At 62.0% G+C, this 20107-nt stretch carries 17 protein-coding genes; 13 read left to right on the top strand and 4 right to left on the bottom strand.

What is annotated here, in order from left to right:
• Nucleotides 1–39: 39 nt before the first annotated feature.
• Both CAF76_RS17735 and CAF76_RS17730 read right to left on the bottom strand, forming a co-directional pair.
• Nucleotides 40–1359, bottom strand: coding sequence for an LLM class flavin-dependent oxidoreductase (locus CAF76_RS17735; protein ID WP_085647941.1), 1320 nt, complete (start codon nucleotides 1357–1359; stop codon nucleotides 40–42).
• Between the two features lies 1 nt (nucleotide 1360).
• Nucleotides 1361–3586: a TonB-dependent receptor gene (locus CAF76_RS17730; protein WP_085647940.1), complete on the bottom strand. Its 2226-nt coding sequence runs from the start codon at nucleotides 3584–3586 to the stop codon at nucleotides 1361–1363.
• A gap of 206 nt (nucleotides 3587–3792) precedes the next feature.
• Here CAF76_RS17730 and CAF76_RS17725 point away from each other — a divergent pair, with 206 nt between their 5' ends.
• Nucleotides 3793–4830: a LacI family DNA-binding transcriptional regulator gene (locus CAF76_RS17725; protein ID WP_085647939.1), complete on the top strand. Its 1038-nt coding sequence runs from the start codon at nucleotides 3793–3795 to the stop codon at nucleotides 4828–4830.
• A gap of 87 nt (nucleotides 4831–4917) precedes the next feature.
• Nucleotides 4918–5178 (top strand): hypothetical protein, encoded by a 261-nt coding sequence (locus CAF76_RS17720; protein ID WP_007952727.1) that lies wholly within the window; start codon nucleotides 4918–4920, stop codon nucleotides 5176–5178.
• A gap of 24 nt (nucleotides 5179–5202) precedes the next feature.
• Here the strand turns inward: CAF76_RS17720 and betT are convergent, their stop codons facing one another.
• Nucleotides 5203–7164, bottom strand: a complete 1962-nt coding sequence (gene betT, locus CAF76_RS17715; RefSeq protein WP_172829513.1) for a choline transporter BetT — start codon at nucleotides 7162–7164, stop codon at nucleotides 5203–5205.
• A 377-nt stretch (nucleotides 7165–7541) separates the two neighbouring features.
• Complete coding sequence (gene epsC, locus CAF76_RS17710) at nucleotides 7542–8468, bottom strand: serine O-acetyltransferase EpsC (protein ID WP_007952730.1); 927 nt, start codon at nucleotides 8466–8468, stop codon at nucleotides 7542–7544.
• A gap of 190 nt (nucleotides 8469–8658) precedes the next feature.
• Here epsC and CAF76_RS17705 point away from each other — a divergent pair, with 190 nt between their 5' ends.
• The 11 genes from CAF76_RS17705 (at nucleotide 8659) to CAF76_RS17655 (ending at nucleotide 20080) form a co-directional block, all read left to right on the top strand.
• A complete protein-coding gene (locus tag CAF76_RS17705; RefSeq protein WP_085647938.1) occupies nucleotides 8659–9663 on the top strand; it encodes a D-cysteine desulfhydrase in 1005 nt (334 codons plus the stop codon).
• 245 nt (nucleotides 9664–9908) lie between these two features.
• A complete protein-coding gene (tcyJ, locus tag CAF76_RS17700; protein WP_064592710.1) occupies nucleotides 9909–10709 on the top strand; it encodes a cystine ABC transporter substrate-binding protein in 801 nt (266 codons plus the stop codon).
• Nucleotides 10709–11374 carry a cystine ABC transporter permease gene (tcyL, locus tag CAF76_RS17695; protein WP_007952735.1) on the top strand — a complete coding sequence of 222 codons (666 nt, stop codon included), beginning with the start codon at nucleotides 10709–10711 and terminating at the stop codon, nucleotides 11372–11374. Before tcyJ ends, tcyL begins: the two co-directional genes overlap by 1 nt.
• Nucleotides 11375–11378: 4 nt before the next feature.
• Nucleotides 11379–12128, top strand: a complete 750-nt coding sequence (gene tcyN / locus CAF76_RS17690; protein WP_064592708.1) for an L-cystine ABC transporter ATP-binding protein TcyN — start codon at nucleotides 11379–11381, stop codon at nucleotides 12126–12128.
• 457 nt (nucleotides 12129–12585) lie between these two features.
• A complete protein-coding gene (locus CAF76_RS17685; protein WP_085647937.1) occupies nucleotides 12586–13350 on the top strand; it encodes a hypothetical protein in 765 nt (254 codons plus the stop codon).
• 266 nt (nucleotides 13351–13616) lie between these two features.
• A complete protein-coding gene (locus CAF76_RS17680) occupies nucleotides 13617–14858 on the top strand; it encodes an SfnB family sulfur acquisition oxidoreductase (RefSeq protein WP_085647936.1) in 1242 nt (413 codons plus the stop codon).
• A 38-nt stretch (nucleotides 14859–14896) separates the two neighbouring features.
• The gene (locus CAF76_RS17675) at nucleotides 14897–16090 is read left to right on the top strand and encodes an SfnB family sulfur acquisition oxidoreductase (protein ID WP_064592705.1); all 1194 of its coding nucleotides are present in this window, start codon (nucleotides 14897–14899) and stop codon (nucleotides 16088–16090) included.
• Nucleotides 16090–17442 (top strand): LLM class flavin-dependent oxidoreductase, encoded by a 1353-nt coding sequence (locus tag CAF76_RS17670; protein ID WP_085611211.1) that lies wholly within the window; start codon nucleotides 16090–16092, stop codon nucleotides 17440–17442. The genes CAF76_RS17675 and CAF76_RS17670 overlap by 1 nt, the downstream gene beginning before the upstream one ends.
• 67 nt (nucleotides 17443–17509) lie before the next feature.
• Nucleotides 17510–18319 (top strand): MetQ/NlpA family ABC transporter substrate-binding protein, encoded by an 810-nt coding sequence (locus CAF76_RS17665; RefSeq protein WP_007952748.1) that lies wholly within the window; start codon nucleotides 17510–17512, stop codon nucleotides 18317–18319.
• Nucleotides 18320–18321: 2 nt separating this feature from the next.
• On the top strand, nucleotides 18322–19446 hold the full coding sequence (locus tag CAF76_RS17660) for a methionine ABC transporter ATP-binding protein (RefSeq protein WP_085647935.1): 1125 nt from the start codon (nucleotides 18322–18324) through the stop codon (nucleotides 19444–19446).
• A complete protein-coding gene (locus tag CAF76_RS17655) occupies nucleotides 19436–20080 on the top strand; it encodes a methionine ABC transporter permease (protein WP_007952752.1) in 645 nt (214 codons plus the stop codon). The genes CAF76_RS17660 and CAF76_RS17655 overlap by 11 nt, the downstream gene beginning before the upstream one ends.
• Nucleotides 20081–20107 lie beyond the last annotated feature (27 nt).

Genomic DNA, 20107 nt, shown 5'->3' with positions numbered 1-20107 from the left:
CGAATCCTCTCTTGTCGGTCTTGAATCGGGTGTCGATTGCTACGCAAATCTGTTGCCGGGCCGGTCGAGGCCAAGGTTCTGGCGCAAGGTCCGGCCCTCGTATTCGGTTCTGAACAGCCCACGCCGTTGCAGTTCCGGGACCACGCCATTGGCGAAGTCTTCGAGCCCGCCGGGCAGATGTGGCACCAGCACGTTGAAACCGTCCGCCGCGCCCTGCTCGAACCATTCCTGCAAACGGTCGGCAATCTGCGCCGGAGTGCCGACGACGCTGTAATGTCCGCGACCGCCGGCGATTCTGCGGCCCAGTTCGGCCAGAGTCAGATGCTCGCGGCCGGCCAGTTCGGTCAGCAGTTTCTGTCGGCTCTGCTGACCGCTGTCGGTCAGCGGTAATTCCGGCAGCGGCCCGTCCAGCGGGTACTTCGACAGATCGAAGTTGCCCAGCATACGCCCAAGCAAGGCGACACCAACCTCGGGTTCGACCAATTGCTGAAACGTTTCACATTTTTCCTGCGCTTGGGCTTCCGTCTGCCCGACCACGACAAACACGCCGGGCATGATTTTCAGCGAATCGGCACTGCGTCCGTACTTCGGCAAGCGCCCCTTGAGGTCGGCGTAAAACGCCTGGGCGCTGGCCAGTGAAGTCTGCGCGGTGAACACCACTTCGGCGGTCTGTGCAGCCAGTTCACGTCCGGTTTCCGACGAGCCGGCCTGCACGATCACGGGCTGACCCTGTGGCGAACGCGCGACATTCAGCGGGCCTTGGACCCGGAAGTGCTCGCCAACGTGATTCAGCACGTGCAGTTTTTCCGGGTCGTAATACGCGCCGCTGGCCTTGTCGCGAATGAAGGCATCGTCCTGCCAACTGTCCCAAAGCCCGGTGACGACCTGATGAAACTCCCGTGCGCGGCTGTAGCGTTCGGCATGGCCGATGTGTTCGTCGCGGCCGAAATTCTGCGCTTCGGCGGCATTGTCCGAGGTCACCAGGTTCCACCCCGCTCGCCCGCCGGACAGGTGATCGAGCGAAGCGAACTTGCGCGCCACGTGGTACGGCTCGTTGTAACTGGTGGTCGCGGTGGCGATCAGGCCGATGTGTTCGGTCACTGCGCTCAATGCCGAGAGCAAGGTCAGCGGCTCGAAATGATCGGAGCGGGCCATGCGGCTGGCGATGTCCTGGGTCGGCGCGGCTACGCTGTCGGCGACGAACAGGGTGTCGAACTTCGCTGCCTCGGCAATCTGCGCCAGGCGTTTGTAATGGGCGAAATCCAGTCCCGCGTTGGCCGGTACGTCTGGATGACGCCACGCGGCGACGTGGTGCCCGGTGGCCATGAGGAACGCGCCGAGTTTCAGCTGTCTGCTCATCTCAGAAGTCCTTGCGCAGTTGCACGCCGAAGTAGCGCTCGTCGTCGCGAGGTACGGCGCGGTAGATGTAGTTGCCTCCGCTGGCGAGCAGCGGCGAATAGGACTTGTCGGTGAGGTTCTTGCCGAGCAACGCCACGCGCCAGCCGTTGGTGTAATCGGCCAGAGCCACGCTGGCGTTCCAGAGACCGTAGGCGCCCTGTTTGGTGTCGGCGTTCTGGCTGATGTCGTACTGCACTTCGCTCTGCCAGCTGTAGTCGGTGCCGAGTTCGATATCCAGGCCGTTATCCAGCGGGATGGTGTAGTCGGCCCGCACATAGCTTTTCCAGTCCGGGCTGAACGGCAGCGGTTTGCCGTTAACGTTGCACGACGCCGCCGCGCCCGCCGGGCAGGCGAACTCATCAATGCGGGCGCGGGTGTAGGCCAGCGCACCCGAGAACTTCAGTTGCTGGGTCGCCTGCAGGGCGAAATCAAGTTCCACACCTTCGGTGCTGACGCTGCCGGCGTTGATCAGGCGCGTTACGACTTGCCCGGCGACGGTGTCGAAAAAATTCGCCTGATAGTTGTCGTAGTCGCTGTGGAAAACCGCGAGGTTGGTGGTCAGGCGATTGTTCCAGGACGAAGCCTTGATCCCCGCCTCCCAGGTGTTGGAGGTTTCCGGTTTCAGCGCTTCGGTGTCGCGCGGCTGCATGTTGAAGAACACGTTGTAGGCCGGGCCTTTGTAGCCACGCGAATAGGTCAGATAAGTGGTGACGGTATCGCTCAGGTCGTACTGCAAACCGAGCCGGCCGGACCAGCCGTCCTCATCCACCGACCCGGAACTGCGGGTGGCCGGTTGAATGCCGCTGACGGTGGTGGCGGAAGTGGAAACGCGACGGTGATCGTATTCCAGATCGTCGTGGGTGTAGCGCAGGCCGGCGATGCCACGAAAGTCCGAGGTGAAATTCAGCGTGCTTTCGCCGAACACCGCGTAGCTGTCGCTGGTGGTGCTGTAATCGGCGACGCCACGGTTGATGCTGGTTGTTGTAGTTAGCGTGCGCTGATAAGTCTCGTCATCCTTGCCATGCATGTAGAACAGGCCGCCAACGTATTCGAGGAACTCGCCTTTCGGCGAGGCCAGACGCAGCTCCTGCGAGTACTGGTCGAAGGCCAGATCGCCCTTGTCCGCCGTGCCGGGGAACGCAGTCGTCACCGTGCCGAGGCGATCGCCGTCCTGATACTGGGTGTTGTCCCAGCCACGCCACGCGGTGATCGACGTCAGGGTGTAATCGCCCAGTTGCCAGTCGAGCTGGCCGGACAGGCCCTTGTTGGTGTCCTCGACGTGGGAGCGGGTGTCGGTGTTGATGTCGCGATTGTGGCTGGTGGCACTGACCGGGCTCAACGCATTGGCGAAGGCCGGGGTCAGAGCCTTGGTCACGACGCCGTTGGGGCCGTCATCGTGGGACTGCATGTAGTCGGCGATCAGGGTGAAGGTGACGTCGTCGTTCGGGGTGAATTCCAGTTTGCCGCGCACGCCGCGATGGTTGTAGCCGTTGACCTCCTGACCGTTGTGCTGGTTGTCGACGTTGCCGTCGTAAGTGCCGAACAAGGTGCTGATCGAGCCCTTGAGCGTGTCCGGAATCAGGCTGCCGCCGATGCCGAACCGGGTGCGGCTTTCGTTGCCGCTGTAATACGACTGATCGATGTAGCCGTGGGTCGCGGCGGTCGGCGCCTTGCTGGTGATGTTCAGCACGCCGGCCGAGGCGTTCTTGCCGAACAGCGTGCCTTGCGGGCCGCGCAAGACTTCGACGCGTTCCAGGTCCAGCAGATCCAGAGTGGATTGGCCGGGGCGCGCATAAACCACACCATCAATCACCGTAGCCACCGTCGGTTCGACGCCCGGCGAGGTGGAAATCGTCCCCACGCCACGCACGAACAACGAGGTGTCCTTGTTCGATGCGCCGGTGCGGAAATTCAGCGACGGCACTTGCTGGACGATGCTCGCCACGCTGTTGCGGTTGTCGCGTTCCAACTGCTCGCCGTCGATCACCGACACCGCCACCGGCACTTTTTGCAGCGACTCTTCGCGGCGGGTGGCGGTGACCGTGACGGATTTGAGGGTCGGCTCCTGATCGGTGCTGTCGGCGGCGAACGCGACGGGCAGCGGCAGCGCGGCCAGCCCGGTGAGTAGCCAGCCCGCAGCGCGGATCGATTGCGCCAGTTTGTGTGTCGCCCCAGGAATGTTGTGCATGTTTGCCCGCTCGAAAAGTTGCCCTGAACCGCTGCCGTTCTGCGACGACAGCGCCTGTCTCGGTGTCTTGGGCATTCGCTCGAGCGAGTAGCAGACAACGCGCTTTGTTAGCGCTAACATCGCCAGTATTGGCAAGCCGGACATAGATCGTCCAATACTGAAAAATTACTTTTATATGCGTTTTGGTTTTCAAGAAGGATCGAGCCTTGAGCGAAGAAAAGCCCCGCAAACGCCGTGGCGCTGGTCGCGTGACCCTCAACGCGGTGGCGCGCCAGGCCGGTGTTTCGGCGATCACCGTGTCGCGCTATTTCAACCAGCCGGAACAGGTCTCGCCCGAGCGTCGCGAACGGATCGCGGCGGTGGTCGCCGAACTGGGTTATGTGCCGAATCTGGTGGCCGGCGGACTCGCCTCGGCACGGGGGAAAATCGTCGGTATGGTGATCCCGAACATTTCCGGGCCGATCTTCGCCAACACCATTCAGGGCTTCAGTGACACCCTCAGCCGTCACGGCTACCAGCTACTTCTGGCCTCGAGTTACTTCAGCACTGAACAGGAAGAAAACGCGGTGCGGGCCTTCCTCGGCTGGTCGCCGGCGGCGCTGGTGGTGACCAGTCACTTCCACAGCGCGGGCACGGAAAAGATGCTCGCCGAAGCGGATATCCCGGTGATCGAAACCTGGGATTACCAACCGGATCGCGAGCCGATGCAGATCGGTTTCTCGCACTTTGAAGTGGGTGTCAGCGCCGCTCGTTATCTGCACGGCAAAGGCTATCGACGCATCGCCTTCGTGCAGAACAGCGCACCCGGCGACTTCAGCGCACTGGAACGCCGCGACGGTTACGCCGCGACCGTGCGCAAGCTAGGACTTGAGCCCTGGGTATTCGCACCCGACGCCGATCGCGCCCCGTTCGAGGCCGGCAAGCAAGCGATGGAAGCACTGATGAACGCCTCCCCACGCCCGGACGCGATCATCTTCGCCAACGACAACCTCGCCGCCGGCGGCCTGCTCGCCGGACAACGCGCCGGCCTCAACATCCCCGAAGACTGCGCCGTCCTCGGCTTCGGCGACTACCCGTTCGCCGAGATGCTGCTGCCGAGCCTGAGCACCATCAAACCGCCGGCGCTGGAGATTGGCGTACTGGCAGCGACGCGGGTGCTGGAAAGCCTTGGCGTGCTGCCGAGCGATGAGGTGCAGCGGTTGAATCTGCTGCAGTGCACGGTCATTGAGCGGGAAAGTACCTGACGAATATGGCGTGGGCTGGTTTGGCTATGCTCTAAATGAAACCGCGAAGGCGCCCGACCAAACACCGACTATGCCGCAGGCCTCCCCATGCACACCGCAATCATCATCTTCTTCGGCCTGATCCTGCTGGCGCTGATGTTTTACATCGGCGAGCGCATCGGCTTCAGTCGGCAGACGCTGGCCTATGGTTTCGCGGCGTTGTGGCTGGCGTTGACGGTGATCAACGGTGCGGTCGGCGTGGTCCACGCCGGGCAGCCGTTGGGGTCGGAGATTGCGATCGGCAGCGCCGTGTATGGTGTGCCGCTGGCGGCGATGGTGTTGTTCATGGTGCTGAGCGCCGAGACTTGAAAGCGTCCCGGCGCCCTGCCCCGATCAACGCACCAGATGCAGGAACTGCATGTGCCGTTCGTACTGGTCGAGGATGTCGTTGATGATCTGCTCTTTCGTGTAACCGACCAGATCGTAATCCTGACTGCCCTCGCTCAAGTGCACCTCGGCACGGTAGTAGCGGCGATTGTTGAGCTGTTTGGAACCCATCCCGCCTCGAGCGAACGACGGCGTGAAGTAGCCGCGCATCTGCACCTGATAGATGAACGGGTGCTGCTCGCCGTGACCGATTTCCAGGCTGACGCTGTCGTGCGCCGGGTCCGGTTGGGTGACCACGTTCAGGCCTTTCTCGGCGAACACGGCCGTAACTTCTTCGATGGCCGGTTTCACCGTGGTGTCCATGAAACGGTACACCTCGTCGCGCGACGGGAAGTGCACCGCCTGGCTCAGACGCTGACGCCAGCCGCCCTTGCCACGCCGTGAACCGGACACCGGCGCCAGGGAATGCAGTTGCGCGATCTGCTTCTGCGACTCCAGATAGAACGCCTTGTGCAGGCCCCACATCATCAGCAGCAAGATCATCGAGAACGGCAACGAGGTCAGCACCACCGCCGACTTCAACGCATCGATGCTGCCGGAGAACAGCAGCGCACTGGTCACCAGCGCGGTCATCGCACCCCAGAACACCCGCAGCCATTTCGGCCCGTCTTCATCCGGGTTGCCGCCCTTGGCCGACAGGGTCGAGAGCACCACGGTGCCGGAGTCGGCGGAGGTGACGAAGAACACGAAGCTGATGAACACCGTCACCGCGATGACGGTCTTGCTCCACGGATAGGTTTCCAGCAGCAGGTAAAGGGTCATCGACGGGTTGTCGAGGGCCGACATGCCCAGTGCCGTCATACCGTGATTGAGCACCTGGTCGATGGCGCTGTTGCCGAAGATCGACATCCACGCCAGGGTGAAACCCAGCGGAATCAGCAGCACGCCGAAGACGAATTCGCGGATGGTCCGGCCACGGGAAATCCGTGCGATGAACAGGCCCACGAACGGCGACCATGCAATCCACCAAGCCCAGTAGAACACCGTCCAGCCGCCGAGCCAGTCACTCGGTTTGTCGTAGGCATAGAGATCGAAACTCTTCATCGGCAAAGCGCCGAGGTAGTCACCGAGGTTCTGGATCAGGGTGTTGAGCAAATGCTGGGTGGGGCCGGCGAACAACACGAACAGCAGCAACGCACAGGCCAGCAGCATGTTGATGTCTGACATCACCCGCACACCTTTATCCACGCCGGAGACGGCGACGATGATCGCCGCGCCCATCATCAGCGTGATCAGGCCTACCTGAATCCACTGGGTGTGGGCGATGCCGAACAGATAGTCCAGACCGGAGTTGAGATGGAGCACGCCGAAGCCCATGTCCGCACCGAGGCCGAACACCGTGGCGATGATGCCGAAGCCGTCCACCGCGTAGCCGATGGGACCGTTGATGCGTTTGCCGATCAGCGGATACAGCGCCGAACGCAGGGCCAGCGGCAGGTTATGCCGATACGCGAAATACGCCAGCGCCATGCCGACAAAGGCGAACACGCCCCAGCCGTGGAGGCCCCAGTGCAGAAACAGAATCTGCATCGCCTGACGCGCCGCGTCCGCCGTGCCAGCCTCGCCTTGCGGCGGCTGAAGCATGTGGGTCAGCGGTTCGGACACGCAGAAGAAAAACAGCGTGATGCTGATCCCGGCGGCGAACAGCATGCCGGCCCAGGACAGGTAACTGAATTCGGGTTCGTCGTGGTCAGCACCGAGTTTGATCTTGCCGTAGCCCGACAACGCGGTAACCACCACGAAGATCAGATACAGGGTCATGGCGAGCATGTAGTACCAGCCGACCGTGTTGGCCGCCCAGTTTTGCGCTTCGAGAAGCCAGGCGCCGGCCTGTTCCGGCATGGCGATGACGGTCAGGCCGAACAGCAGAATCACCGTCGCGGCGAACCAGAACACCGGCGGATTCATGCGCACCAGACCGCTGGCGGGGGTGGACGATGCACTCATGAACGGTGCACCTCAAGGCGTTGGGAAATGGCTGAAATGATCGGACTCAGCAAAGGCAAGCCTCCTGTTGTGAGCGGGCAGCGAACCGCCGGTTTAACTTGAATGAACGTTCAAGTTAAACATGGATAGCGCGCCAAGGACTAATCGCAGGGCTCAGCGGTACTTTTCGTACGCTAGCTCAAGGAGAGGTATGACGGGGGTTTGGAAGGATTCGTTCAGTTATCGGTGTTGTGTGAAGGCCCATCGCGAGCAGGCTCGCTCCCACATTTGCAACGCGGCTCACTGTGGGAGCGAGCCTGCTCGCGATGGGGCCGGATCAGTCGGAGGAGATGCAAAGGCTACTTCTGCGTCCCGTCATCATGCTGCAGGTTGGCCTGGGTCAGGTTGCACCCGGCGGGCACGCTGCGGGTCAGCCACACGTTGCCGCCGATGGTCGAACCCTTGCCGATGGTGATCCGCCCGAGAATCGTCGCTCCGGCGTAGATCACCACGTCGTCCTCGACGATCGGGTGGCGTGGATGGCCTTTCTGCAACTGGCCGTCCTCGTCCGCCGGGAAGCGCTTGGCGCCGAGGGTCACCGCCTGATAAATCCTGACGCGCTCGCCGATGATCGCGGTCTCGCCGATCACCACACCTGTCCCGTGGTCGATGAAGAAACTGCGGCCGATCTGCGCGCCCGGATGAATATCGATGCCGGTCGCCGAGTGGGCGATTTCCGAGCTGATCCGCGCCAGCAGCGGCAGGCCTGCGCGGTACAAATGGTGGGCCAGACGATGGTGAATCACCGCCAGAATCCCCGGATAGCACAGCAGCACTTCATCGACGCTGCGCGCCGCCGGGTCGCCGTGGTAGGCGGCCAGCACATCGGTGTCGAGCAGGCTGCGCAGGCCCGGCAGTGCGAGGGCGAAATCCTGGATGATCCTGATCGCCTGTGCCTCGACTTCAGTGTCAGCCTGGGCGCTGTGACGGGCGACGTAACGCAACTCGAGTCGTGCCTGGGCCAGCAACGCATTCAGCGCGACATCGAGGGTATGACCGACGTAAAAATCCTCGCTCTCTTCACGCAGATCCACCGGCCCCAGCCGCATCGGAAACAGTGCGCCGCACAGGGCTTCAAGGATCTGCGCCATCGCATCGCGGGACGGCAATTCGCGCCCGCCCTGCTCGCCGGACGCGCGGCCATTCTGTGCACGCCACTGATCCCGCGCGGTACGCAGCTGGCTGACGATGGTCTGCAATTGCCAATGGCTGGAACGCTCGCTCACGGTAAAGACTCCTCACGGGCGGCCGGACTGTCTGGCCGCGTCAACGGCGCCTACTTTACGGCAAGCCCACGGGCGCGAATTAAGAACCGATAGTGCTGGCCTAAGCACGTTTGGCTATAAGCGATTGACGGTTGCCCCGGTAAATCGGCGTGCCTATAGTCCGGTGATCTTCCTCCGCCAGTACGGAACCATGTCCACACAACCGATCAAACAACAGCTGCAACGCTTCAACCGCCTCGACCTGCTCGGCCAACCGACCCCACTGGAAAAGCTCGAGCGTCTGTCCACCTGGCTCGGCCGCGATGTCTACATCAAACGCGACGACCTGACGCCGCTGGCCATGGGCGGCAACAAGCTGCGCAAGCTCGAATACCTCGCCGCCGATGCCCTCGCCCAAGGCGCCGATACCCTGATCACCGCCGGTGCACTGCAATCGAACCACGTTCGCCAGACCGCCGCGCTGGCCGCGAAACTGGGCCTGGGTTGCGTGGCCCTGCTGGAAAATCCGCTGGGCACCGACGACAGCAACTACACCGGCAACGGCAATCGCCTGCTGCTGGACCTGTTCGACACCAAGGTCGAGCTGGTCGACAACCTCGACAATGCCGACGAACAACTGGCCGCCCTCGCCGTGCGCCTGCGCAGCAACGGCAAGAAGCCGTATCTGGTGCCGATCGGAGGCTCCAACGCCCTCGGCGCGCTGGGTTACGTGCGCGCCGGTCTGGAGCTGGCAGAACAGATCAAGGACACCGGCCTGCAATTTTCCGCTGTGGTCCTGGCCTCGGGCAGCGCCGGTACCCATAGCGGTCTGGCACTGGCCTTGAGCGAAGCCCTGCCACAACTGCCGGTGATCGGCGTGACGGTGTCGCGCAGCGAAGAAGATCAGCGCCCGAAAGTCCAGGGCCTGGCCGAACGCACCGCCGACCTGCTGGGCGTGGCGCTGCCGGACAGCTTCAAGGTCGAGTTGTGGGACGAATACTTCGGCCCGCGCTACGGCGAGCCGAATGCCGGGACACTGGCGGCGGTGAAACTGCTGGCGAGTCAGGACGCCGTGCTGCTCGATCCGGTCTACACCGGCAAGGCCATGGCCGGGCTGCTCGACGGCATCGGTCGCGGGCGTTTCGACGACGGCCCGATCATCTTCCTGCACACCGGCGGCGCCCCGGCGTTGTTTGCGTACAAGGATTTTCTCTGACGCGCTCGTTCCCACGCTCTGCGTGGGAATGCATCCCGGAATACGAAAAACACATATTCCACAGATGAATAACAAACGGAAAATTCATTATTTTCCATTCTAAAAGAACCGTCATATAGTCTCGCCGCAGGCGAATTTCGCGAGAGACGCATAAGCTGCTTTAAGGCAGGATAGCGCTGTCGTCCAATTCCCGGATTCGCCAACTTTCCTTAAGCGTCTTCCATAAGAAAACACAGGGGCTTGTCATGATTCTTTCCGCACTACGTCGAAATCTGCTGGTAGGTTCGCTGGGCCTGGCACTGAGCGCCGGTCTGATCAGCAGCGCCGTTGCCGGTGAACAACTGCAACAGATCAAGGACAAAGGCGTTATCAACGTCGGCCTGGAAGGCACTTACCCACCGTTCAGCTTCGTCGATGCCGACGGCAAGCTGTCGGGTTTCGAAGTCGAACTGTCCGAAGCCCTGGCCAAGAAGCTGGGCGTGAAGGCCAAGATTCAGCCGACCAAATGGGACGGCATCCTCGCGGCACTGGAATCCAAGCGTCTGGACGTCGTGGTCAATCAGGTGACCATCTCCGACGAGCGCAAGAAGAAGTATGACTTCTCCGAGCCATACACCGTTTCCGGGATTCAGGCGCTGGTACTGAAAGACAAGGCCGCCGCGCTGAACATCAAATCCGCCGCTGACCTGTCCGGCAAGAAAGTCGGCGTGGGCCTGGGCACCAACTACGAACAGTGGGTCCGCGCCAACGTGCCGGGTGCCGACGTGCGCACCTACGACGATGATCCGACCAAGTTCGCCGACCTGAACAACGGCCGTACCGACGCGATCCTGATCGACCGTCTGGCCGCACTGGAATACGCCAAGAAAGCGCCGAAAACCGTCGCCGCCGGTGAAGCCTTCTCGCGTCAGGAAGCCGGTATTGCCCTGCGCAAAGGCGAGCCTGAACTGCTGGCCGCCGTGAACAAGGCCCTCGACGAACTGCGTGCCGACGGCACCCTTGAGAAGCTGTCCACGAAATACTTCAACGCTGACGTCACCCAATAATGGAAGAAGCTTTCCAACTCGCACTGGACTCCGCGCCCTTCCTGTTGAAGGGCGCGTACTACACGGTAATCCTTAGCCTGGGCGGCATGTTCTTCGGCCTGCTGCTGGGCTTTGGCCTGGCGTTGATGCGCCTGTCGCGCTTCAAGTCGGTCAGCTGGCTGGCCCGCATCTACGTGTCGTTCTTTCGCGGCACGCCGTTGCTGGTGCAACTGTTCGTGATCTATTACGGCTTGCCGCAATTGGGCATGGAACTCGACCCGCTGCCGGCGGCGCTGATCGGCTTCTCGCTGAACATGGCCGCCTACGCCTGTGAAATCCTGCGGTCCGCGATCGGCTCGATTGAACGCGGCCAGTGGGAAGCCGCTGCGAGCATCGGCATGACCCGCGCGCAGACCCTGCGCCGGGCCATCCTGCCGCAGGCGATGCGCACGGCGTTGCCGCCGCTGGGCAACAGCTTCATTTCGCTGGTCAAGGACACCGCACTGGCCGCCACCATTCAGGTGCCGGAGCTGTTCCGTCAGGCGCAGCTGATTACCGCCCGGACTTTCGAAGTCTTCACCATGTATCTTGCCGCCGCGCTGATCTACTGGATTCTGGCCACGGTGCTGTCGCACTTCCAGAACAAGTTGGAAGAGCGGGTCAATCGGCACGACCAGGAGTCCTGACCCCATGATTGTCGTGGAAAAACTGACAAAGCAGTTCAAGGGTCAAGTCGTGCTCAACGGCATTGATCTGGAGGTGAAGGAAGGCGAGGTCGTGGCAATCATCGGCCCCAGCGGCTCGGGCAAGACCACGTTCCTGCGTTGCCTGAACTTCCTCGAGGAACCCACCAGCGGCCGGATCAAGGTCGGCGAGATCGAGATCGATACCAGCCGCCCGCTGAACCAGCAGCAGAGCCTGGTGCGCAACCTGCGCCAGCATGTGGGCTTCGTGTTCCAGAACTTCAATCTGTTCCCGCACCGCACCGCCCTGGAAAACGTCATCGAAGGCCCGATCGTGGTCAAGAAGACGCCCCGCGATGCAGCCATTGCCCTGGGCAAGAAGCTGCTGGCCAAGGTTGGCCTGGCGGGCAAGGAAGACGCCTACCCACGGCGCCTGTCCGGTGGCCAGCAACAGCGCGTGGCGATTGCCCGGGCGCTGGCGATGGAGCCAGAAGTGATCCTGTTCGACGAGCCGACCTCGGCCCTCGATCCGGAACTGGTGGGTGAAGTGCTGGCGACCATCCGCGGCCTCGCCGAGGAGAAACGCACCATGGTGATCGTCACCCACGAAATGGCATTCGCCCGTGATGTGGCCAACCGCGTGGTGTTTTTCGATAAAGGCGTGATCGTCGAACAAGGTGAAGCGAAAGCGTTGTTTGCCAATCCGAAAGAAGAACGCACTCGACAGTTCCTCAGCAAGTTCAGAAATAACAGCTGACCTGTAAACTTTCCGGAATACAAACTTCCATGGATGGAAGTTTCGCTTACACCCTCCCCACTAAACAATTAATCAAGTGACTGCATTACATATATATGTCCTGCAACAGTCTCGCCGCGATTAAAGTTCGCCCCCCTCCAAATTTCCAGCTGTACAAACCGACCGACGACAGAACGATAAAATCCGGCAAAAGCTGTGGCTCGATTCGCCATGCAGAATAGGTAGAGTGCCTTATCTGCGTAGGAAGCTTCTGATAAATCCGTAATTCTCCAATTAACTAACCCTGTCCGTTGACACGCCATTCAGCGAACTTTTATCTAGTCACTCATCGCGCCCCACAACATTACCAAGACCCGATAACGAATGGCCGAACGACCCTGTTTTTATTACCGGGCAATTCACGCCATTTGAACTTTCAGAAACGGATTTCGCTGCAAGGCTTCAAGGAGAGGATTTCATGACCCGCACTTCGCACATTCCCGAACTGGCCGCGCCGAGCCTGGCGCCATCCCGAAACAACGGCATCAACCTCGCGGCAGCGGCTCATCTGCTGGTCGATGTGCCGCCTTATCCGGACATGGACACCGGCGATCTGATCGAACTGTTTTGGGACAACTGCTACGTCGCCTCTCACGTGCTGACAGCACAGGACGTCGCAACCCCAGTCAGCCTGCGAGTGCCGGAAAGCTTCATCGCCAGCGGCTCGTCTCGCATCCACTATCGAGTCATGCGGGTGGGGCACGGGCCATCGCTGTCGGCGGCGGCGCGGGTCACGGTCAAGCTCGACTGCCCCGGAGGACAGCCTCCAGCGCTGTGTGGCGACGAAAACCAGCAACTGGCACCGGTGACGCTGCCCGAGACCATTCGCCGTCAGGGCGTCAACGCGAACCAGATCAGACGCGGCGTGCCACTGACTATCGAGCCGTATCTGAACATGGCCGAAGGCGATGCCATCACCTTGCGCTGGGGCGATGTACGGATGGATCTGGCACGCATCACCCCTGCCGATATCGGCAAGCCGATTCAGGTCTGGGTGCCGCCGGCAGTCATCACCGAGGCCGGCGAGGATCTGCGTCTGGACGTGACCTATTGCATCCTCGACCGGGTCGGCAACAACTCGCGCTGGGCACCGCCGCGAACGCTGAAGATCGGATGCGTGAATCCCTACCTCAAGGTGCCGCTCAAGGAAACGCTGAAGGCGGCAGAGCCACAAAAGAAATGAGCCAAAACGGTCGATGAGGGACGCCGTCCCTCGTCGCCGCACGCTTAACCATCCAGACCACGCCCCCTTCTATACATATTCCTAAAAGTTAGTTTATTTAAATTTTATACGCGCTTAGGGTATATACACCGGACCACCGGACATTCTTTCGTTCGCCGCACCTTTGCGGCGTTTTTCATGAGATGTGAGGTAGGTAGCATGGTCCGGAACACAATCACCCCAGTGCAGATCGCCAGGGCATTGCGTGCAGCCAAGGAGCGGCACTGATGTCCAGTCTGGCAGACGCAAACGTCCAGAGTGACCTGGACATCGCCCCGCTGTTGTTGCCCGCACAAGTGCTGCGCAACGACGCTCAAGCCATCAAGGCCGCCCATGAGCTGGCGCAGGTCGCCCGCGTGCAGGCCGCCAAACGTGATCGCCAGCGCAAGCTGCCATGGTCGGAAATCGAACAGTTCACCCGCAGTGGCCTCGGCAGCATCGCGATTCCGCGCGAGTACGGCGGCCCGCAGGTTTCCTTCGTCACCCTGGCCGAGGTGTTCGCGATCGTTTCCGCCGCCGACCCGGCGCTGGGACAGATCCCGCAGAACCAGTTCGGCATCATCAACCTGATCCTCGGCAGCGCCACCGAGCAGCAGAAAAAGCATCTGCTGCAGAGCGTGCTCGAAGGCTGGCGCATCGGTAACGCCGGGCCTGAACGCGGCACCAAGGACACCCTGGAACTGAAGGCGCGCATCACCGCTGACGGCGATGACTACGTGATCAATGGCCAGAAGTTCTACTCCACCGGCGCCCTGTTTGCCCACTGGGTCGCAGTCAAGGCGCTCAACGATGACGGCAAGCAAGTGCTGGCTTTCGTCCGGCGCGGCACGCCGGGATTGCGCATCGTCGATGACTGGTCGGGTTTCGGCCAGCGCACCACCGCCAGCGGCACGATCCTGTTGAACAACGTGCGGGTCGACGCCGGCCTCGTGGTGGACAACTGGAAGATCAACGAAAAGCCCAACACCCAGGGCGCGGTGTCGCAGCTGATTCAGGCAGCGATCGACGCCGGCATCGCCCGTGGCGCCATCGATGACGCCATCGAATTCGTCAAGACTCGCGCCCGGCCGTGGATCGACGCCAACGTCGAACGGGCCAGCGATGACCTCTACGTGATCGCCGACATCGGCAAACTGAAAATCGAACTGCACGCCGCCGAAGCGCTGCTGCGCAAGGCCGGGCAGGTGCTGGATCAGGTGCACGCCGCGCCACTGACCGCCGAATCCGCCGCCCGCGCGTCGATTGCCGTGGCCGAAGCCAAGGTGCTGACCACCGAGATCTCATTGCTGGCCAGCGAAAAACTCTTCGAACTGGCCGGCAGCCGCGCCACCCTCGCCGAATTCAACCTCGACCGTCACTGGCGCAACGCCCGGGTGCACACCCTGCACGACCCGGTGCGCTGGAAATACCACGCGGTCGGCGCCTATCGCCTCAACGGCAAGTTGCCGGCTCGCCATTCCTGGATCTGACGACCCGAACACTTTTGACCAGATCTCTGGAGAAACACATGACTCTTTCCCATCCCGTCGCGCTCATCACCAGCGACGAGCAAGCCCTGATCGTCGCCAGCGACCTGGCCGAAGATTTCCAGCGCGACAGCAACCTGCGCGACCGCGAACGCCGCCTGCCGCTGCCGGAACTCGACGTGTTTTCCCGCTCCGGCCTGTGGGGCATCAGCGTGCCCAAGGAGTACGGTGGCGCCGGTGTGTCCAACGTGACCCTGGCCAAAGTCATCGCTTTGATCGCCCGGGCTGATGGCTCGCTCGGGCAGATTCCACAGAACCATTTCTATGCCCTCGAAGTGCTTCGGGTGAACGGCAGCCACGAGCAGAAACAACGGCTGTACGCCGAAGTCCTCGCCGGCCAGCGCTTCGGCAATGCTCTGGCAGAACTCGGCACCAGGACCGCCCACGACCGGGTCACCCGCCTCGAACGTGACGGCAGCGGTTATCGCATCAATGGCCGCAAGTTCTATGCGACCGGTGCGATTTACGCCCAACGCATTCCAACGTCCGTGGTCGATGAAAACGGCGTGCAGCAACTGGCCTTCGTCCCCCGCGACAGCAAAGGCCTGACCGTGATCGACGACTGGAGCGGCTTCGGCCAGCGCACCACCGGCAGCGGTTCGGTGGTGTTCGAAGACGTGTATGTCGCCGCCGAAGATGTCATCCCGTTCCAGAGCGCTTTCGAGCGCCCGACCCCGGTCGGCCCGCTGGCGCAGATCCTTCACGCCGCCATCGACACCGGCATCGCCCGCGCCGCCTACGAAGATGCGCTGCACTTCGTGCGCAGCAAGACCCGTCCATGGATCGATTCGGGCAACGACAAGGCCACCGAAGACCCGCTGACCCTCAAGAGCTTCGGCCACCTGAGTATTCGCCTGCACGCCACCGAAGCGCTGCTCGAACGCGCCGGCGAATTCCTCGACGCGGCCCAGGCCGAGACCAACGCCGAGACGGTTGCAGCGGCCTCGATTGCCGTCGCCGAAGCACGGGCGATCAGCACCGAAATCTCCTTGGCCGCCGGCAGCACCCTGTTCGAACTGGCCGGCAGCCAGGCCACCCTGAGCGAGCATGGCCTCGACCGTCACTGGCGCAACGCCCGGGTACATACGCTGCACGACCCGGTGCGCTGGAAATATCACGCGGTGGGCAATTACTACCTCAACGATGAAAACCCTCCGCTGCGAGGGACCATCTGATGAGCAAGAAAAAGATCCTGCTCAATGCGTTCAACATGAATTGCATCGGCCACATCAACCACGGGTTGTGGACGCATCCCCGCGACACCTCAACCCGGTACAAGACCATCGAGTACTGGACCGAACTGGCGCAACTGCTGGAGCGCGGGCTGTTCGACGGGCTGTTCATCGCTGACATCGTCGGCGTGTACGACGTTTATCAAAACTCGGTGGACGTCACCCTGAAAGAGTCGATCCAGCTGCCGGTCAACGACCCGCTGCTGCTGGTATCGGCCATGTCTGCGGTGACCAAAAACCTCGGTTTCGGCCTGACCGCCAACCTCACCTACGAGCCGCCGTATCTGTTCGCCCGTCGCATGTCGACCCTCGATCACCTGAGCCGTGGACGGGTGGGCTGGAACATCGTCACCGGTTATCTGGACAGCGCCGCCAAGGCCATGGGCCTCAGTGAACAGGTCGAACATGACCGGCGTTACGACCAGGCCGACGAGTACCTCGAAGTGCTCTACAAACTCTGGGAAGGCAGCTGGGAAAACGGCGCGGTGCTCAACGATCCGCAGCAGCGGATCTACGCGCAGCCAGACAAGGTGCACAAGGTCGAACACAAGGGCGAGTTCTATCAGGTCGAGGGTTATCACCTGTGCGAGCCGTCGCCGCAGCGCACGCCGGTACTGTTCCAGGCCGGCAGTTCGGATCGCGGTTTGCTGTTCGCTGGGCGTCATGCCGAGTGCGTGTTCATCAGCGGCCAGAACAAACCGTCGACCAAGGTGCAGGTGGACAAGGTCCGCGCCAGCGCCGTCGAAGCGGGTCGCAATCCTGAGGACATCAAGGTGTTCATGGGCCTGAACGTGATCGTCGGCGAGACCGAGGAAGCGGCCTGGGCCAAGCATGCCGAATACCTGAGCTACGCCAGCGCCGAAGCGGGCGTGGCGCATTTTTCGGCGTCCACTGGCATCGACTTTTCCCAGTACGAAATCGACGAACCGATCCAGTACGTGAAGAGCAACGCGATCCAGTCCGCCACCAAAAACCTGCAGAACAACGACTGGACCCGGCGCAAGTTGCTCGACCAGCACGCTCTGGGCGGGCGCTACATCACGGTGGTCGGCTCGCCGCAACAAGTGGCGGATGAACTGGAATCGTGGATCGCCGAAACCGGCCTCGACGGCTTCAACCTGACCCGCATCGTCACCCCGGAAAGCTATGTGGATTTCATCGATCTGGTGATTCCGGAACTGCAACGGCGCGGCTCGTACAAGACCGCGTACGACACCGGCAGCCTGCGGGAAAAACTGTTTCACGGCGAAGCGCACCTGCCGCCGCAACACACCGGCGCCCACTACCGACACTAACCCCGGCACTCATCGTTCCCACGCTCGGCGTGGGAATCAGGCTAATTTCACTGACTGGAAAACCACCATGACCAAGAAGCTCCTGTCCCACCCAGTCAAAGCACTGGCCCTGGCCTTCGGCCTGTTCAGCTCGGCGGTGTTCGCCGCAGATGCCCCGTTGAAAATCGGCACCACCGCCGCCTTCGCGATTCCGCTGGAAGCCGCCGTCGAAGAGGCCTCCAAACAGGGCCTGAAAGTCGAGCTGGTGGAATTCACCGACTGGATCGCACCGAACGTCAGCCTCGCCGCCGGTGACATTGACGTGAACTACTTCCAGCACATCCCGTTCCTGGAAAACGCCAAGGCTGCCTCCGGTTTCGACCTCGTGCCGTTTGCGCCAGGGATCATCAACAACGTCGGCCTGTACTCGAAGAAATACAAAAGCTTCGACGAGCTGCCGGAAGGCGCCAGCGTCGCCATCGCCAACGATCCGATCAACAGCGGACGCGGCCTGCAACTGTTGGCCAAGGCCGGTCTGATCACCCTCAAGCCAGGGGTCGGCTACAAGGCCACCGAAGACGATATCGTCGCCAACCCGAAGAAGATCAAGATCCTCCAGGTCGAAGCCGTGCAACTGGTGCGCGCCTACGATGACGCCGATCTGGTCCAGGGCTACCCGGCCTACATCCGTCTGGCGAAGACTTTCGACGCCGGCTCCGCGTTGTTGTTCGACGGCCTCGATCACAAGGAATACGTGATCCAGTTCGTGATCCAGCCGAAGAGCAAGACTGACCCGCGCCTGATCAAGTTCGTCGACATCTACCAGCATTCGCCGGCCGTGCGCGCCGCACTGGATAAGGCCCACGGCAAGCTGTACCAGGCCGGTTGGGAAAGCTGAGGATGACCGCGGCCATCCAACGGCGACTGGATCTTCCAGAGCCACCCGCGCTGGCACAGCGCACCGAACTGCATCCCGAACTGAACCGCGCTCACGTGCGCTTCGTCGGGCTCGGCAAGACCTACGACGGCAAACAAGGCCCGGTCGCCGCCCTGCAAGGCATCGACCTGGCGATCCAGCGCGGTGAAGTGTTCGGCATCATCGGCCGCAGCGGCGCCGGCAAGTCGTCGCTGATCCGCACCATCAACCGCCTCGAACAACCGACCTCGGGCCGGGTGCTGATCGATCAGGTGGACATCGGCGAATACGACGAGGATCGCCTCGTCGCCCTGCGCCGGCGGATCGGCATGATCTTCCAGCACTTCAACCTGATGTCGGCGAAAACGGTGTGGCAGAACGTCGAACTGCCGCTGAAAGTCGCCGGCGTCCCGAAGGAACAGCGGGAGAACAAGGTGCGCGAACTGCTGGAACTGGTGGGCCTGCAAGCCAAGCACAAGGCGTATCCGGCGCAGCTGTCCGGCGGGCAGAAGCAGCGTGTCGGCATCGCCCGCGCGCTGGTGCATGACCCGGACATTCTGCTGTGTGACGAAGCCACTTCGGCACTGGATCCGGAAACCACCCAGTCGATCCTCGGCCTGCTGCGCGAGATCAACAAACGCCTGGGCCTGACCATCGTGCTGATCACCCACGAGATGGCGGTGATCCGGGAAATCTGCGATCGCGTCGTCGTGCTCGAACATGGCCGCATCGTCGAGCAAGGCCCGGTCTGGGAAGTGTTCGGCAACCCACAGCACGAGGTCAGCCAGACCTTGCTCGCGCCGCTGCAACACGCCTTGCCCGAAGAATTGCAAAGCCGTTTGCAGGCGCAACCGTCGTCGCCCGATGCGGCCGTGGTGCTGCGCTTGCAGTTCACTGGCAGCCAACAGGACGAACCGGATCTGGCCGCGCTGTTCGCCGCGCTCGGTGGCCGGGTGAAATTGCTCCAGGGCGGCGTGGAACGGATTCAGGGCCATGCGCTCGGGCAACTGTTGCTGGCGGTCGCGGGTTCGCAGCTGAATGCCGAGCAATTGCGTGAGCGCGCCGGGCAATGGGCACAACGCACGGAGGTGCTGGGTTATGTGGTTTGATCGCTTGCTGCAGGGTTTTATCGACACGTTTCTGATGGTCGGCGTTTCGTCGCTGATCGCACTGCTGGCGGGGATTCCGATGGCGGTGATTCTGGTCACCAGCGACAAGGGCGGGATCTACGAAGCACCGGTGCTCAATCGCGCGTTGGGTGCGTTCGTGAACCTGTTTCGCTCGATCCCGTTCCTGATCCTGATGGTCGCGCTGATTCCGTTCACCCGACTGATCGTCGGCACCACCTACGGCGTGTGGGCGGCCGTCGTGCCGTTGACCATTGCGGCCACGCCGTTCTTCGCGCGTATCGCCGAGGTGAGCCTGCGTGAAGTCGACTACGGCCTGATCGAAGCCGCGCAGGCCATGGGCTGCCGGCGCTGGCACATCGTCTGGCATGTGCTGTTGCCCGAGGCGCTGCCGGGGATTGTCGGCGGTTTCACCATCACCCTGGTGACGATGATCAACTCCTCGGCCATGGCCGGAGCGATTGGCGCCGGCGGTCTGGGTGACATCGCCTATCGCTACGGCTATCAGCGCTTCGACAGCCAGATCATGCTGACCGTGATCGTGCTGCTGGTGGCACTGGTGGCGCTGATTCAGTTGGGCGGCGATCGTCTGGCGCGGGGGCTGAACAAGCGCTAGAACAATCGATGAGCGCTGCCCTCCCCG

Source organism: Pseudomonas sp. B40(2017) (assembly GCF_002112855.1).
Classification (GTDB): domain Bacteria; phylum Pseudomonadota; class Gammaproteobacteria; order Pseudomonadales; family Pseudomonadaceae; genus Aquipseudomonas; species Aquipseudomonas pharyngis.
The sequence above is the reverse complement of the archived record's forward strand: the minus strand, read 5'-3'. Positions and strand labels throughout refer to the sequence as shown.

What these genes read in the sequence shown, in the direction of transcription:
- CAF76_RS17705 (WP_085647938.1), top strand. Translation starts at nt 8,659, where the DNA reads ATGTCCACACAACCGATCAAACAACAGCTGCAACGCTTCAACCGCCTC.
- CAF76_RS17655 (WP_007952752.1), top strand. Translation starts at nt 19,436, where the DNA reads ATGTGGTTTGATCGCTTGCTGCAGGGTTTTATCGACACGTTTCTGATG.
- tcyJ (WP_064592710.1), top strand. Translation starts at nt 9,909, where the DNA reads ATGATTCTTTCCGCACTACGTCGAAATCTGCTGGTAGGTTCGCTGGGC.
- betT (WP_172829513.1), bottom strand. Translation starts at nt 7,164, where the DNA reads ATGAATCCGCCGGTGTTCTGGTTCGCCGCGACGGTGATTCTGCTGTTC.
- CAF76_RS17685 (WP_085647937.1), top strand. Translation starts at nt 12,586, where the DNA reads ATGACCCGCACTTCGCACATTCCCGAACTGGCCGCGCCGAGCCTGGCG.
- CAF76_RS17665 (WP_007952748.1), top strand. Translation starts at nt 17,510, where the DNA reads ATGACCAAGAAGCTCCTGTCCCACCCAGTCAAAGCACTGGCCCTGGCC.
- CAF76_RS17670 (WP_085611211.1), top strand. Translation starts at nt 16,090, where the DNA reads ATGAGCAAGAAAAAGATCCTGCTCAATGCGTTCAACATGAATTGCATC.
- tcyL (WP_007952735.1), top strand. Translation starts at nt 10,709, where the DNA reads ATGGAAGAAGCTTTCCAACTCGCACTGGACTCCGCGCCCTTCCTGTTG.
- CAF76_RS17675 (WP_064592705.1), top strand. Translation starts at nt 14,897, where the DNA reads ATGACTCTTTCCCATCCCGTCGCGCTCATCACCAGCGACGAGCAAGCC.
- CAF76_RS17660 (WP_085647935.1), top strand. Translation starts at nt 18,322, where the DNA reads ATGACCGCGGCCATCCAACGGCGACTGGATCTTCCAGAGCCACCCGCG.
- CAF76_RS17735 (WP_085647941.1), bottom strand. Translation starts at nt 1,359, where the DNA reads ATGAGCAGACAGCTGAAACTCGGCGCGTTCCTCATGGCCACCGGGCAC.
- CAF76_RS17720 (WP_007952727.1), top strand. Translation starts at nt 4,918, where the DNA reads ATGCACACCGCAATCATCATCTTCTTCGGCCTGATCCTGCTGGCGCTG.
- tcyN (WP_064592708.1), top strand. Translation starts at nt 11,379, where the DNA reads ATGATTGTCGTGGAAAAACTGACAAAGCAGTTCAAGGGTCAAGTCGTG.
- CAF76_RS17730 (WP_085647940.1), bottom strand. Translation starts at nt 3,586, where the DNA reads ATGCACAACATTCCTGGGGCGACACACAAACTGGCGCAATCGATCCGC.
- CAF76_RS17680 (WP_085647936.1), top strand. Translation starts at nt 13,617, where the DNA reads ATGTCCAGTCTGGCAGACGCAAACGTCCAGAGTGACCTGGACATCGCC.